Annotated in this window: 14 protein-coding genes; 8 read left to right on the top strand and 6 right to left on the bottom strand. The window is 71.4% G+C overall.

All coding sequences use genetic code 11. From position 1 onward, the window contains the following. Nucleotides 1-165 precede the first annotated feature (165 nt). Together STRNI_RS14120 and meaB are read left to right on the top strand one after the other, a co-directional pair. On the top strand, nt 166-1,341 hold the full coding sequence (locus STRNI_RS14120; protein WP_026169237.1) for an acetyl-CoA C-acetyltransferase: 1,176 nt from the start codon (nt 166-168) through the stop codon (nt 1,339-1,341). 73 nt (nt 1,342-1,414) lie between these two features. Then, complete coding sequence (gene meaB / locus STRNI_RS14115) at nt 1,415-2,374, top strand: methylmalonyl Co-A mutase-associated GTPase MeaB (protein ID WP_093642735.1); 960 nt, start codon at nt 1,415-1,417, stop codon at nt 2,372-2,374. 668 nt (nt 2,375-3,042) lie between these two features. Here meaB and STRNI_RS14110 read toward each other — a convergent pair. Continuing rightward, nucleotides 3,043-3,747: a PepSY domain-containing protein gene (locus tag STRNI_RS14110; protein ID WP_277411353.1), complete on the bottom strand. Its 705-nt coding sequence runs from the start codon at nt 3,745-3,747 to the stop codon at nt 3,043-3,045. Between the two features lie 108 nt (nt 3,748-3,855). Between STRNI_RS14110 and STRNI_RS14105 the strand changes: the two genes are divergently transcribed. Then, entirely contained in the window at nt 3,856-4,572 is a 717-nt protein-coding gene (locus STRNI_RS14105; RefSeq protein ID WP_018087356.1) for a response regulator transcription factor, read from the top strand. A 4-nt stretch (nt 4,573-4,576) separates the two neighbouring features. After that, nucleotides 4,577-5,983, top strand: coding sequence for a sensor histidine kinase (locus STRNI_RS14100; RefSeq protein ID WP_277413250.1), 1,407 nt, complete (start codon nt 4,577-4,579; stop codon nt 5,981-5,983). Nucleotides 5,984-6,039: 56 nt separating this feature from the next. Here STRNI_RS14100 and STRNI_RS14095 read toward each other — a convergent pair whose 3' ends face one another. From STRNI_RS14095 to STRNI_RS14080, 4 genes are all read right to left on the bottom strand, one after another. Further along, on the bottom strand, nt 6,040-6,516 hold the full coding sequence (locus STRNI_RS14095; protein ID WP_018087354.1) for a MarR family winged helix-turn-helix transcriptional regulator: 477 nt from the start codon (nt 6,514-6,516) through the stop codon (nt 6,040-6,042). A gap of 119 nt (nt 6,517-6,635) precedes the next feature. Further along, entirely contained in the window at nt 6,636-7,409 is a 774-nt protein-coding gene (locus STRNI_RS14090; RefSeq protein WP_208680947.1) for an AIM24 family protein, read from the bottom strand. Beyond that, entirely contained in the window at nt 7,406-8,056 is a 651-nt protein-coding gene (locus STRNI_RS14085) for an AIM24 family protein (protein WP_018087352.1), read from the bottom strand. Before STRNI_RS14085 ends, STRNI_RS14090 begins: the two co-directional genes overlap by 4 nt. Then, complete coding sequence (locus STRNI_RS14080) at nt 8,056-8,694, bottom strand: AIM24 family protein (RefSeq protein ID WP_026169234.1); 639 nt, start codon at nt 8,692-8,694, stop codon at nt 8,056-8,058. The genes STRNI_RS14085 and STRNI_RS14080 overlap by 1 nt, the downstream gene beginning before the upstream one ends. A gap of 203 nt (nt 8,695-8,897) precedes the next feature. Here STRNI_RS14080 and STRNI_RS14075 point away from each other — a divergent pair, with 203 nt between their 5' ends. After that, the gene (locus STRNI_RS14075; RefSeq protein WP_018087350.1) at nt 8,898-9,248 is read left to right on the top strand and encodes a DUF3817 domain-containing protein; all 351 of its coding nucleotides are present in this window, start codon (nt 8,898-8,900) and stop codon (nt 9,246-9,248) included. Continuing rightward, on the top strand, nt 9,245-9,556 hold the full coding sequence (locus tag STRNI_RS14070) for an MTH1187 family thiamine-binding protein (RefSeq protein ID WP_018087349.1): 312 nt from the start codon (nt 9,245-9,247) through the stop codon (nt 9,554-9,556). Before STRNI_RS14075 ends, STRNI_RS14070 begins: the two co-directional genes overlap by 4 nt. 35 nt (nt 9,557-9,591) lie before the next feature. On the opposite strand, the gene STRNI_RS14065 is transcribed toward STRNI_RS14070, so the two are convergent. Then, entirely contained in the window at nt 9,592-10,581 is a 990-nt protein-coding gene (locus STRNI_RS14065; RefSeq protein WP_018087348.1) for an ArsR/SmtB family transcription factor, read from the bottom strand. A gap of 82 nt (nt 10,582-10,663) precedes the next feature. Between STRNI_RS14065 and STRNI_RS14060 the strand changes: the two genes are divergently transcribed. Next, a complete protein-coding gene (locus STRNI_RS14060; RefSeq protein WP_277411352.1) occupies nt 10,664-12,034 on the top strand; it encodes an MFS transporter in 1,371 nt (456 codons plus the stop codon). Nucleotides 12,035-12,077: 43 nt separating this feature from the next. Beyond that, a complete protein-coding gene (locus STRNI_RS14055) occupies nt 12,078-12,587 on the top strand; it encodes a MarR family winged helix-turn-helix transcriptional regulator (RefSeq protein ID WP_026169233.1) in 510 nt (169 codons plus the stop codon). Nucleotides 12,588-12,645: the final 58 nt, after the last annotated feature.

Genomic DNA, 12,645 nt, shown 5'->3' with positions numbered 1-12,645 from the left:
TGCACCGCCCACACGGCTGGTTACGCAACGTGCGCGCGATCACACCCGCTTGCCGGTGACCCGGCGGGTACCGCTCAGTACATTGACGGAAACCCTCGTTAACTTCCCTGCAAAGGAAGGCCGCACCGCATGTCTGCAACGAACGGCACGAACGGCAGCACCTCAGTGATCGTGGCGGGAGCGCGCACCCCCATGGGCCGGCTCCTGGGATCCCTGCGGACCTTCTCCGGCGCCGACCTGGGCGCCGTCGCCATCAAGGCGGCACTCGACCGGGCGGGCATCGGCGGCGACCAGGTGCAGTACGTGATCATGGGCCAGGTGCTCCAGGCCGGGGCAGGGCAGATCCCGGCACGCCAGGCCGCCGTCAAGGCCGGGATCCCCATGAACGTCCCCGCGCTGACCGTCAACAAGGTCTGTCTCTCCGGCCTCGACGCCATCGCGCTGGCCGACCAGCTCATCCGCGCCGGCGAGTTCGATGTCATCGTCGCCGGCGGCCAGGAGTCCATGACCAACGCCCCGCACCTGCTCCCGAAGTCCCGTGAGGGCTTCAAGTACGGCGCGGTCGAGATGCTCGACGCGATGGCGCACGACGGCCTCACGGACGCCTACGAAGGCATCGCCATGGGCGAGTCGACCGAGAAGCACAACACCCGTTTGGGCATCGCCCGACCGGAGCAGGACGAGGTCGCCGCGCGCTCCCACCAGCGGGCCGCCGCCGCCCAGAAGAACGGGCTCTTCGAGGCCGAGATCACCCCCGTGGAGATCCCGCAGCGCAAGGGCGAGCCGGTCGTCTTCAGCCAGGACGAGGGCATCCGCGGCGAGACCACCGCGGAGTCGCTCGGCAAGCTCCGGCCGGCCTTCGCCAAGGACGGCACGATCACCGCCGGCACCTCCTCGCAGATCTCCGACGGCGCCGCCGCGGTCGTCGTCATGAGCAAGGCCAAGGCCCAGGAGCTCGGCCTGGAATGGATCGCGGAGATCGGTGCGCACGGCAATGTCGCGGGCCCGGACAACTCGCTCCAGTCCCAGCCCTCCAACGCCATCAACCACGCCCTGAAGAAGGACGGCCTCGCCGTCGACGATCTTGACCTGATCGAGATCAACGAGGCGTTCGCGGCCGTCGCCGTGCAGTCGATGAAGGACCTGGGGGTGTCCCCGGAAAAGGTGAATGTCAATGGCGGCGCCATTGCGCTGGGTCACCCGATCGGGATGTCCGGCGCCCGGATCGTGCTGCATCTCGCGCTGGAGCTGCGCCGGCGGGGCGGTGGCGTGGGTGCCGCCGCGCTGTGTGGTGGCGGCGGTCAGGGCGACGCGCTGATCATCCGCGTACCGGGTAAGTAAGCGGGAGCTCGTACGCCGGTGCGTACGAGCGGGCCGAATCGCGATACGAGCGAGCCGAAGGAGCCGAGCGGCGATGGTGGACGTCCCCCAGCTGGTGGAACAGGCACGGCAGGGCCGGCCGAGGGCCGTGGCACGGCTGATCTCCCTCGTGGAGGGGGCGTCGCCGGAGCTGCGCGAGGTGATGGCGGCCCTGGCGCCGCTCACCGGCAACGCGTATGTGGTCGGGCTGACCGGCTCGCCCGGTGTGGGCAAGTCCACCACCACCTCCGCGCTGGTGACGGCCTATCGCAAGACGGGCAAACGGGTCGGCGTGCTCGCCGTCGACCCGTCCTCCCCGTTCTCCGGCGGCGCGCTGCTCGGTGACCGTGTCCGGATGTCGGAGCACGCCTCCGACCCCGGCGTCTACATCCGCTCCATGGCCACCCGCGGCCATCTGGGCGGCCTGGCCTGGGCCGCACCACAGGCGATCCGCGTCCTGGACGCGGCGGGCTGCGACGTGGTCCTCGTCGAGACGGTCGGCGTCGGCCAGTCCGAGGTGGAGATCGCCTCCCAGGCCGATACGAGCGTGGTGCTGCTCGCGCCCGGCATGGGCGACGGCATTCAGGCGGCCAAGGCCGGGATCCTGGAGATCGGCGACGTCTACGTCGTCAACAAGGCGGACCGGGACGGGGCCGATGCGACCGCCCGCGAGCTCAACCACATGCTGGGGCTCGGCGAATCCCGTGCGCCGGGTGACTGGCGGCCGCCGATCGTCAAGACCGTCGCGGCGCGTGGCGAGGGTGTCGACGAGGTCGTCGAGGCGCTGGAGAAGCACCGGGCCTGGATGGAGGAGCACGGCGTCCTCGCCCAGCGGCGCCGCTCCCGCGCGGCCCACGAGGTCGAGACGATCGCGGTCACGGCGCTCCGCGAGCGGATCGGCGATCTGCGTGGCGATCGCCGACTGGATGCGCTGGCCGAGCGCATCGTCTCCGGCGAGACGGATCCCTATCGGGCGGCCGATGAGCTGGTCGATGGGCTGACCAACGGGGACTGAGGCGGGTGCCGCCCGGGGGGTGGCGTTGTTTGTCTGCGGGTGCGTTGTGGCTGGTCGCGCAGTTCCCCGCGCCCCTGCGTGGCGCGGCCGATCCGTTGCCTGACTTCTGCGGGCTGGTGGGGGCTGGGGGTTTGCGGGGTGCGTGGTTGCCGCGGGGGTCGGAGGGGACGCACCGGTACCCGTCCTCGGCGCGGGCGACGCGGCTACGTGCGATTGAGCACCCCGGCGTTCGCTCCAGTCCTGCGGGCGGGCACCGGTACATCCCCTCCAACCGTTCAGCGTTGCCGGCTGCCGGCCGGTGACACCGTCCGTTACGGCCCCCACCTCGGTCGTGCCCAATCTGCGGGTGGAATGGCCAGGTCCCTGCCAAGGGGTGCCGTATGGGGTTGGTGACGGTGATCGGTACGGCGGGACGGCCGCGTACGTACGGCGGTCGGAGGGGATGTCCGGTGAGCCGCCCGCAGGACCCGGAGCGAACAACGGGGTGAAGAACCTCCGGGACCCGCGTCGCCCGCGCCGAGGACGGCTTACCGGGCGTCCCCTCCGACCCACCACCCACAACCCGTAGGCGAAACGGCCCCAGCCCACGGCAAACCCGCACCGGCCCCAGCCACAGCCGAAGGCCCCGCCCACGGTGAGGTGGGTGGGGCCCAGGTGGTGGCGTGGCGTCAGTCGTCCGCGCCGTCGTCGTCGTTGTCGTCGTCGGCGTCATGCGCCGGAACGGCGCTCAGCTTGCCGGACTGCGGGTCGACCAGCAGCTTGTGCTCCTTGCCGTCGTTCGTGACCGTCTCGACCTCCCAGACCGCCTTGGCCCGGTCGTCGTCCAGTTCGACGGAGGTCACGGTGCCGTGCGAGGCCGCGGCGGTACGGGCGGCGGCCCCGGCGTCGGTCCGGGCGTTGTGGAGGGCGGCGCGCTCGCGGGTGTCGTCGTCCTCGTCCTGGTCGACGTGCTGGTTCAGCACCCGTGCGTTGCCGGCGTCGAGGGTGACCTCGTGCCACTTGCCGTCCTTGCCCAGTACGTCCGCGTCCCAGACCAGGCCGGGACGGTCCGCGTCCAGGTCGAGGCCGGCCACGGTGCCGGGGACGGCCTTGACGGCGGCGGCCGCGGCGTCCGACGCGGTCACCTTGGCGGTGCGGGCCTCGCGGATGTCCTCCTGGCCGTTGGCGTCGTCGTCCTGCATACGGATGCTGGACCGGCGGTCCTGCACCTGGGCGGTGCCGGAGCCCGCGTCATGGGCGGCCGGCTGTGCCGTGACCGGTGCGCCGGACCGGGCGGTGCCGGCGCCGTCGTTGCTGACCGCGACGGCGGTGACCGTGCCGGCGGCGACGAGGGCGGCCGCGGCGGCGGTGGCGATGATCAGTTGGCGCTTCATGGTGTCTCCCCTTGCGATCGGCTGTGGCCACACACTGGCCGAACGAAGCTGAAGGGGACCTGAAGGTGCCTGAAGGGAGCTTCAGGAAGGGGATGACATGGTGAGCGCATGCACCCGCACGTCACGCAGCACCGCCCGCCCGGATCCGCCGCTCACCCTCCCTACCGTCTCCTGATCGTGGAGGACGAGAAGCGGCTGGCCCTGTCACTGGCCAAGGGGCTGATGGCCGAGGGGTACGCGGTCGATGTGGTGCACGACGGTCTGGCGGGGCTCCATCAGGCGAGTGAGGAGAGCTACGACCTGGTCGTGCTCGACATCATGCTGCCGGGCATGAACGGCTACCGCGTGTGCGGGGCGCTGCGTGCGGCCGGCCATGAGGTGCCGATTCTGATGCTGACCGCCAAGGACGGCGAGTACGACGAGGCCGAGGGGCTGGACACCGGCGCCGACGACTATCTGACCAAGCCGTTCTCGTATGTGGTGCTGGTGGCGCGGGTGAAGGCGCTGCTGCGGCGGCGCGGCCGGACCGCGCCGCCGGTGCTGCAGGTGGGGTCGCTGGCCATCGACCAGGGGGCGCGTCGGGTCGAGCGGGACGGCGTCGAAGTGACGCTGACGACGAAGGAGTTCGCCGTGCTGGAGCAGCTGGCGGTGCGGGCGGGCGAGGTGGTCTCCAAGGCGGAGATCCTGGAGCACGTCTGGGACTTCGCCTATGAGGGCGATGTCAACATCATCGAGGTGTACGTGAGCGCACTGCGGCGCAAGCTCGGCGCCGGCCACATCGTGACGGTGCGCGGCGCGGGATACCGGCTGGTGGCCGGTGGGTAGCGTGCTGGGCTCGGTACGGGCCAGGGCGGCGGCCGGGGCGACCGTGGTGGTGGCCCTGGCGCTGATCGCGGCGGGTACGGCGGTGCTGCTGGTGCTGCAGGGCAATCTGCAGGACCAGGCCGGTCTGCAGGCGCAGGTCGCGGCGCGCTCGGTGGCCGAGCAGATTGCGACGGGCAAGCCGTACGACCAGCTGGATCTGCCGGACGGTGAGGACCATCCGGTGGTGGTCGCCGCCGAGAACGGGCGGGTGCTGGCGGTCGGTGAGGATGTGCGGGCCGTCGATGGGAAGCGTGTGGCGAAGACGTCGCAGGGCGCGGGGAGCGTCGCGCCGTCGGGGGATGACGAGGACGGCGAGGACGAGGACGAGCAGGGGCTCAAGTCGGGCGAGGTCGACGACGATGTCGTGTACCGGGACGGGACGGCGGACGTCGACGGGACGGTGGCCGACTACCGGTTCGCGGTGGTCGAGGCCAAGGACATCCGCGGTGAGCAGGCGACGGTGCGCGCGGGGTCGGCGCTGGCGCCGGAGCGGGACGCCGTCGGGTCGGTGCGGGACGCCATGCTGGTGGGGTTGCCGCTGCTGCTCGTGGTGGTGGCGGGGGTGACCTGGCTGGTGACCCGGCGGGCACTGCGGCCGGTGGAGGGGATTCGCGGGGAGATGGCCGCGATCACGGCGAGTACGGATCTGAGCCGGCGGGTGCCGGTGCCGTCGTCGAAGGACGAGATCGGCCGGCTGGCGCGGACGACCAACGAGACGCTGGCGGCGCTGGAGTCGTCCGTGGAGCGGCAGCGGCGGTTCGTCGCGGACGCCTCGCACGAGCTGCGCAGCCCGATCGCGAGTCTGCGGACGCAGCTGGAAGTGGGGGTGGCGCACCCGGAGTTGCTGGATGTGCCGGGCGCGGTGGAGGACACCGTGCGACTGCAGCGGCTGGCGGCGGATCTGCTGCTGCTGGCCCGGCTGGACGCGGGGGAGCGGCCGGCCGGTGCCCGGGTCGATCTGGCGGCGATGGTGCGCGAGGAGAGCTCGCAGCGGGTCGCGGACCGGATCCCGGTGCGGGCCGGGGAGCTGGCGAGTGCGGAAGTGGCCGGATCCCGCGGTCAGTTGGGGCGGGTGCTGGGGAACCTGCTGGACAACGCGCAGCGGCATGCCGTCTCGTCCGTGCGGGTGGCCGTGGTGCGCGAGGGGGAGTGGGCGGTGCTGCGGGTTGAGGACGACGGGCCCGGGGTGCCGGAGAGCGAGCGGGAGCGGATCTTCGAGCGGTTCGTCCGGCTCGATGACGCACGGGCACGGGACGACGGCGGGGCCGGGCTGGGGCTGGCCATCGCGCGCGATGTCGCGGTGCGGCACGGCGGTTCGCTGGCCGTGCGCACGGGATCGGTGTTCGAACTGCGGCTGCCGGTGGCCGGCTGAGCCCGTGGCGGCCCGGCGACGGGGCCTCGGCCCGGTCCGGGGCCGAGGCCGGCCGGTCAGAGGCCGCCGCGCTCCTTGCGGAGGTGTTCGGCCACCGGAGTGAGCGAGGTCCGCAGCGCCTGGAGGTCCTCGGAGGTGAAGAGGTCGATGAAGTGCTTGCGGACCGAGGCGACATGGTGCGGGGCGACCCGGCGCATGGTGTCCCAGCCTTCGTCCGTGAGGACGGCGTAGAGGCCACGGCGGTCCGACTCGCAGCTCTCGCGGCGCACCAGGCCGGCGTTCTCCATCCGGGTGATCTGGTGGGAGAGACGGCTCTTGGACTGCAGGGTGCTGGCTGCCAGGTCGCTCATCCGGAGGCGTCGGTCCTCGGCCTCGGAGAGGTTGACCAGGATCTCGTAGTCGTTGTTCGTCAGGCCGAACGGTTGCAGATCGCGCTCGAGTTGGTGCATCAGCAGCCTGCTGACATCGAGGTGGGTGCGCCAGGCACACTGCTCCTGGTCGGTCAGCCAGGGGGTGTCGCTGTCGGTCGTCATGGAGTGAATTCTACCCGTAAAAGTTGAATAGTGAATTAATCAGGCCGGGGGTGGTGCCTCGTCCGGCGGGGGGCCGGTTGTTGGTCAGACGTTCGAGGTCACCGTCCGCAGAGTACCGCTCACAGCCCGAAGCGGCGCTGGAGGCTCCCGAGGTTGCCGGGGAGCTGGGGCAGTTGTGAGCCACTTTGCGGGACGTGTCCGCCGCCGCCCGGAACGCCCGCTTCGGTGGGTACCGCACCGGTCTCCAGCTCCGGCATCAACTGCTCCGTCGACTGCAGCAGGACCGTGCCGGCCCCGACGAACTCGAATTGGTGCTCCTCTCCGGACGCCCCGCCGATCCCGGTGTGCGCCCGCAGTCCGCCCAGGAATCCCTGCAGGTACTGGTGGTCGTAGTGGTGGCACGGGGAGGGGCAGTCCGCCCAGCCGACGAGCGCCTGCGGGTCCACCCGGATCGGCGGCTCCATGAAGACCACCGGGCCGTTGGACGCGGCCACGAACTTGCCCGTGCCGATGAGGGTGAGGAAGCCCGGGATGATCGACTGCTTCAGCGACAGAGATGGCTGAAATGCGAGCAAGTTGCCTGAGCGAATCGTCAGATTGCCGTCCTCCAGATCGAAGGAATTCACATCGAAGGCACGGTCCGCGAGCAGCATCTTTCCGCGGCCCTCGGCAACGACCCAGTCCGCGGCGTGCAGTGGCGAATGGAAACTTCCGGCGATCAGGCGGTCCAGACGGCCGTGTCCGATGCCGTGGAAGTCGATCTGCCCGTAGTAGGCGATCATCTTCCCCTTCTGCAGGAACCACTGGCCGTCCAGCTCGACGCTGAAGGCGTACGCATGGACGTTGTCGTCGGCGGGGAGCGAATGGACGTCGTGGACGACGGGACCGGTCACAGCTTTTCCTCCGACGCCTGTACGTAGACGGTGCCCTGGCCCGACAGCTCCAGCTGGAAGGCCTCGCCCGAGCCGCGGCCGACCATGTCGCGCCAGCCGAGCGCCGTGGACAGTTTGTTGCGGACGTCGCCGCGGTGGGCGACATAGGCCTGCGGGTCGACATGGACCGGGCGCTGGGGCGTGATCGGCAGCTCGATCACCCCGCCGTGCGCCATCACCGCGGCCGAGCCGACGCCCTTGAGGGTCGTGGTGAACAGGCCCTGGCCGGTGACCTGGCCGCGGACCATGCCCATCACCCCGCCCTGCGAGCCCATGAACATCGTGCCCTGCTGCAGCGAGCCGTCGAAGGCCAGCAGCCGGTCGGCCTCGACGTAGAGCGTCTCGCCGGTCAGGTCGACGACATGGACGTGGTGGCCGCCGTGGCCGAACATGACCGTACCGGTGCCCTCGACGGTCATCAGGGGCGTGGCCTCGCCGGCGATCCGGCGGCCGATCATCGAGCCGACGCCGCCCTGGCCGCCCTGGATGTTCGGGGTGAAGGAGACCTCGCCGCGGTAGGCGAGCATCGCGCCGCGCTGGCTGAACATCCGCTGGCCCGGACCGATCCTGGCCTCCACCATGCGGGAGTTGAGCAGGGTGAACGGCATCAGACCTCACCGCCCACGGTGTTGCGCTCGCTGGGCTGCACGTAGACCAGGCCCTCGCCCTCGAAGCGGATCTGGAAGGCCTCGCCGGAGCCCTCCCCGATGAAGGTGCGGAAATTCACCCCGGACTGGAGGTGCTGCTTGAGGTCGCCGGTGTGGGCGACATAGGCGCCCGGGTCGACCTGGAGGGGGTACTGCTTGGTGACCCGCAGCACCACCGCGGGACCGTGGGAGGTGATCGCCGCCTGGCCACTTCCCTCGACGGTGGTGGTGAACAGGCCGTTGCCCTGGGAGGCGCCGCGCAGTCCGGTGAAGGTCGTGCCCGTACGGAGCGCGGCGTCCGTGCACAGCAGATTGCCGGCCTCCACGAACAGCTTCTCGCCCTGCAACTGCACCAGGTTGATCTCGCTCGCGCGATCGGCGAAGTAGCAGGTGCCGTGGCCCTTCACCTCCATCACGGTCATCTGCTCACCCGTGAGCCGACGGGTGACCATGCCGCGCAGGCCCTCGCCGCCGCCGGACATCTTCTTGAACGCCATCTGGCCGTCGTACGCGACCATCGCACCGTTTTTCGCCTTGACGGCATCGCCCGTCATGTCGACGGCGAGCACCTTGCTCCCCTGGAGCCGAAACTGAGCCACGGGTCAGACGGTAGTCGGCCGGGGCCGCGCGGGGCAGGCCCTTTGTCCCTGACATGGCCCGGAATCTCCTCCCGGCCGCCGGTCGGTGGCCCTTGCCGCCCCCCGGCGCGTTGACCGCAGGGGTGACTTGTCACAATAGGGCGAAGCTTGTGAACTCTTGCACAAGCAGTTTGCTCCTCGCCCGCCACTCGAACGAGGTTCCCGTGGACATCAAGACCGCCGCCGCCCTGCACCGACTGCGCCTGGCCTCCATCCCGGAGGCGATCTCCTTCCCGGCGCTGCTGATCTTCGGCACCGGTTTCCGCCTGGCTTTCGACTACGACTCCCTGGTGATGCCGCTCGGCATGATCCACGGTCTGCTCTTCATCACCTATGTGGTGCTGCTGCTGGACGTGTGGAACCGCACCAAGTGGCCCTTCAAGCGCGTCGCCTTCTTCTTCGTGCTGGCGATCCTGCCGTTCGGCGGCCTCTTCGGGGACCGGATCCTCAAGCGCGAGGAGGAGGCCGGAGTGATCGCGGCCCGGGCGCGTAAGGAAGGGGTCGTCAGCGCATGATCGTCGCCTTCTCGGTGAGCCCGCTGGGCGTCGGCGAGGACGTCGGTGAGTATGTCGCCGACGCGGTCCGGGTCGTCCGCGAGTCCGGGCTGCCGAACCGTACGGACGCCATGTTCACCTCCATCGAAGGTGAATGGGACGAGGTCATGGACGTCGTCAAGCGCGCGGTCGCGGCGGTCGAGGCCCGCGCCGGGCGGGTCTCGCTGGTGCTGAAGGCCGACATACGGCCCGGCGTCACCGACGGACTGACCTCGAAGGTCGAGACCGTGGAGCGGTATCTCACCGAGGGCGGCAACCCCCGGACCTGACCGGTCCCCGACACCCCCGAGCACCCCTCGGGGCGTCAGCCGCCCCCCGCCAGGGTGATCCCCAGGGGGGTGCGCTCGTACAGCACCTGATGTCCGTGCCGGCGCGAGGCCAGCAGACCGGCGTCGCGCAGCACGGACAGATGCCCCGAGACGGAGGACGGCGCAAGGCCGAGGCGATGGGCCAGGGCCGTCGTGGTCGACGGCGCGTCGAGCGCGGCCAGCACGGCCGCGCGGTTCGCCCCCAGCAGCCGCGCCAGCGCCGGACCCGTCTCCGGCTCGGTCCACAGCCCGCCGATCCCGCGCGCCGGGTAGATCACGGTGGGCTGCCACGGCGGATCAAAACCGCTGACCACGTCCGGCCACACGAAGGCGCTGGGCAGCAGCAGCACCCCGCGGCCGTCCAGATCCTGCATCTGGGCGAAGTCGGTACGGGTGCGGACCGTCAGCGTGTCACCCGACCAGGACAGCCGCGGATGCAGATCGGCGAACAGCCGCTGGAGTCCGCCGCCCGCCAACTGCCGCGACCGGTAGGCGATCTCGGCCTCCAGCAGCGCCCGCAGCCGCGGCCAGTCCGGGGCGAGCAGCGCCCGCCAGGCCCGTTCGGTGACATCGGCCAGCTCCTGGACCGCCCGCGCCGGATCGGCCAGCGCCGCCCGGCCGCGTGCCGACTCCGCGGCCTCCGGCCGGCCCGCCAGTGACTTGGCCATCTCCGCCCGGGCCAGGGCCGGGTCGGTGGCGCGCAGCTGCGCCAGTTCCTCGTCGAAGCCGGCCATCGGGGTGTCCGGCGGGCGGCCCAGGAAGTCCGGTGTGTAGCCCCCCGGCGGCGACGACGGCATGAAGAGCCACAGCGGCGTCAGGTCCAGCCCGGCCAGTGTCTCGCGCATCCGGCGCAGCCACGGCGTGTGATAGCCGTGCCGGTCGGCGTGGCGCAGGGTCCGTACGGCCTCATGGGTCTCGCACAGCGGGGAGACCGCGAACCGGATGCGGAGCAGGTCATCGGCGCCGAAATGCAGGTTCACCGGCACGGCCGCACGCTCCCCCCGGACACAGGATTCGGCTGTAGCCGAAAGACTACGGGGCGGCACCGGGGTCCGGCAGTCTGCCGACATGCCCTCGCCTTCCGGGCCCGCGCCGTCGGGCCGCCTCCCCGTCTGCCCCGATACGGGCGCCGCCGACACTGGACCACAGGGCGGACCGGCCCGCCCGGACGGCTATCGCGCCGTCTTCGCGGTCCCCGAGTTCCGTTTCGTCTTCGCGGCGCATCTGCTGTCGTCGCTCGGCGTGGTCGTCTGCGAGATCGCGCTGTCCGTCCTCGTCTTCCGGCTCACCGCCTCGCCGCTGCTGAGCGCCCTGACGTTCGCGCTGGGGCTGCTGCCGTACGTCGTCGGCGGGACGCTGCTGTCGGCGGTCGCCGACCGGTATCCGGCCCGGCGGGTGCTGGTCGGCTGCGATGTGCTGTGTGCGCTGGCGGCGGCGGGGATGGTGGTGCCGGGCACCCCGGTCGTGGTGCTGCTGGTGCTGCGCTGTGTGCTCGCGGCCATCGCGCCGGTCTTCGCCGGGACCCGGGCCGCGACGCTGGGGGAGATCCTCGGCGAGGGGGAGCTGTTCGTCCTGGGGCGCTCGGTGATCCGCATCGTGAACCAGAGCGCGCAGCTCGCCGGGTTCGCCGCGGGCGGGCTGCTGCTCGTCGTGGTGTCGCCGGGGGCGGTGCTCGCGCTCACCGCCGGTGCGTTCCTCGGGTCGGCGCTGCTGCTGCGGCTGGGGACCCTGGCGCGGCCGGCGCGGGACGGGGCGCGGGGAGCGGAGCGCGGGGCGCTGCTGGCGGCCTCGCTGGGCGGGATCCGGCGGCTGCTGGCCGACCGCCGGGTGCGGGCGCTGCTGCTGCTGACCTGGCTGCCGCCGGCGTTCGTCGTGATCCCCGAGGCGCTGCTGGTCGCCTACGCCGGTCTGCTCGGCGTCGGGCCGGCCGGCACGGGGCTGCTGATGTGCGCCATGCCCGTCGGCGCGGTGGTGGCCGAGAGCCTGGTGGGCACGTTCCTGGGACCGCGGGCCCGTGCCCGGCTCACCTTCCCCATGGGCGTCTTCGCGGTGCTGCCCTCGCTGGGCTTCGCCGCGCAGCCCTCGCTCGGCTGGGCGGTGCTGCTGCTGGTGCTGACCGGCACCGGGATCTCGTACAACTTCGGGGTCGACCGCTGGTTCGTCGCCGCGGTCCCCGACGAGCTGCTGGGCCAGGCGATGACGGTGATGCAGGCGGGGCGGATGACGGTGATGGGGCTGGCGATGGGGCTGGCCGGGGTCGGCGCGGAGTACGCACCCCTGCGGGTCGTGATGCCGGCCGCGGGGGTGCTGGGGGCGGTCTGCGTGCTCGCGGTGATCTTCGAGGTGCGGCGGACGGAGCGGGGGCCGGTGGGAGCGGACCGGGCGTGCGCCGGAGCGGTGCGCGGAACGGACGGGCCGGTTCCGGAGACCGGAAAATGAGACGCGGCTGACCACCATATGACCGCCGGGTAGTGTCGGAGGCGTGCCGAAGCCGCTCAGCCTTGCTTTCGATCCCATCGCGCGCGCCGATGAACTGTGGCAGCAGCGATGGGGCGCCGTGCCCTCGATGGCCGCGATCACCTCGATCATGCGCGCCCATCAGATCCTGCTGTCCGAGGTGGACGCGGTGGTCAAGCCGTACGGACTGACCTTCGCGCGCTATGAGGCGCTGGTGCTGCTGACCTTCTCCAAGGCCGGTGAGCTGCCGATGTCGAAGATCGGCGAGCGGCTGATGGTGCACCCCACCTCGGTGACCAACACCGTCGACCGGCTGGTGAAGTCCGGGCTCGTCGCCAAGCGGCCGAATCCGAACGACGGGCGGGGCACCCTCGCCACCATCACGGACAAGGGCCGCGAGGTGTGTGACGCGGCCACCCGCGACCTGATGGCGATGGACTTCGGGCTCGGGGCCTATGACGCCGAGGAGTGCGCGGAGATCTTCGCGCTGCTGCGGCCGCTGCGGGTGGCGGCGGACGACTTCACCGACGAGTAGGTCCCGGCGTTCGCAGGGGGGCGGCGAAGATCGCCCCGGAACGGCTGGTTACGCTCGG

It is taken from the genome of Streptomyces nigrescens, from assembly GCF_027626975.1.
GTDB lineage: Bacteria > Actinomycetota > Actinomycetes > Streptomycetales > Streptomycetaceae > Streptomyces > Streptomyces nigrescens.
The sequence above is the reverse complement of the archived record's forward strand: the minus strand, read 5'-3'. Positions and strand labels throughout refer to the sequence as shown.

Excerpts from the sequence above, each read along its gene's own strand:
- STRNI_RS14085 (WP_018087352.1), bottom strand. The coding sequence starts at position 8,056 with ATGCCGTTCACCCTGCTCAACTCCCGCATGGTGGAGGCCAGGATCGGT.
- STRNI_RS14105 (WP_018087356.1), top strand. The coding sequence starts at position 3,856 with ATGCACCCGCACGTCACGCAGCACCGCCCGCCCGGATCCGCCGCTCAC.
- STRNI_RS14060 (WP_277411352.1), top strand. The coding sequence starts at position 10,664 with ATGCCCTCGCCTTCCGGGCCCGCGCCGTCGGGCCGCCTCCCCGTCTGC.
- STRNI_RS14095 (WP_018087354.1), bottom strand. The coding sequence starts at position 6,516 with ATGACGACCGACAGCGACACCCCCTGGCTGACCGACCAGGAGCAGTGT.
- STRNI_RS14070 (WP_018087349.1), top strand. The coding sequence starts at position 9,245 with ATGATCGTCGCCTTCTCGGTGAGCCCGCTGGGCGTCGGCGAGGACGTC.
- STRNI_RS14110 (WP_277411353.1), bottom strand. The coding sequence starts at position 3,747 with ATGAAGCGCCAACTGATCATCGCCACCGCCGCCGCGGCCGCCCTCGTC.
- meaB (WP_093642735.1), top strand. The coding sequence starts at position 1,415 with ATGGTGGACGTCCCCCAGCTGGTGGAACAGGCACGGCAGGGCCGGCCG.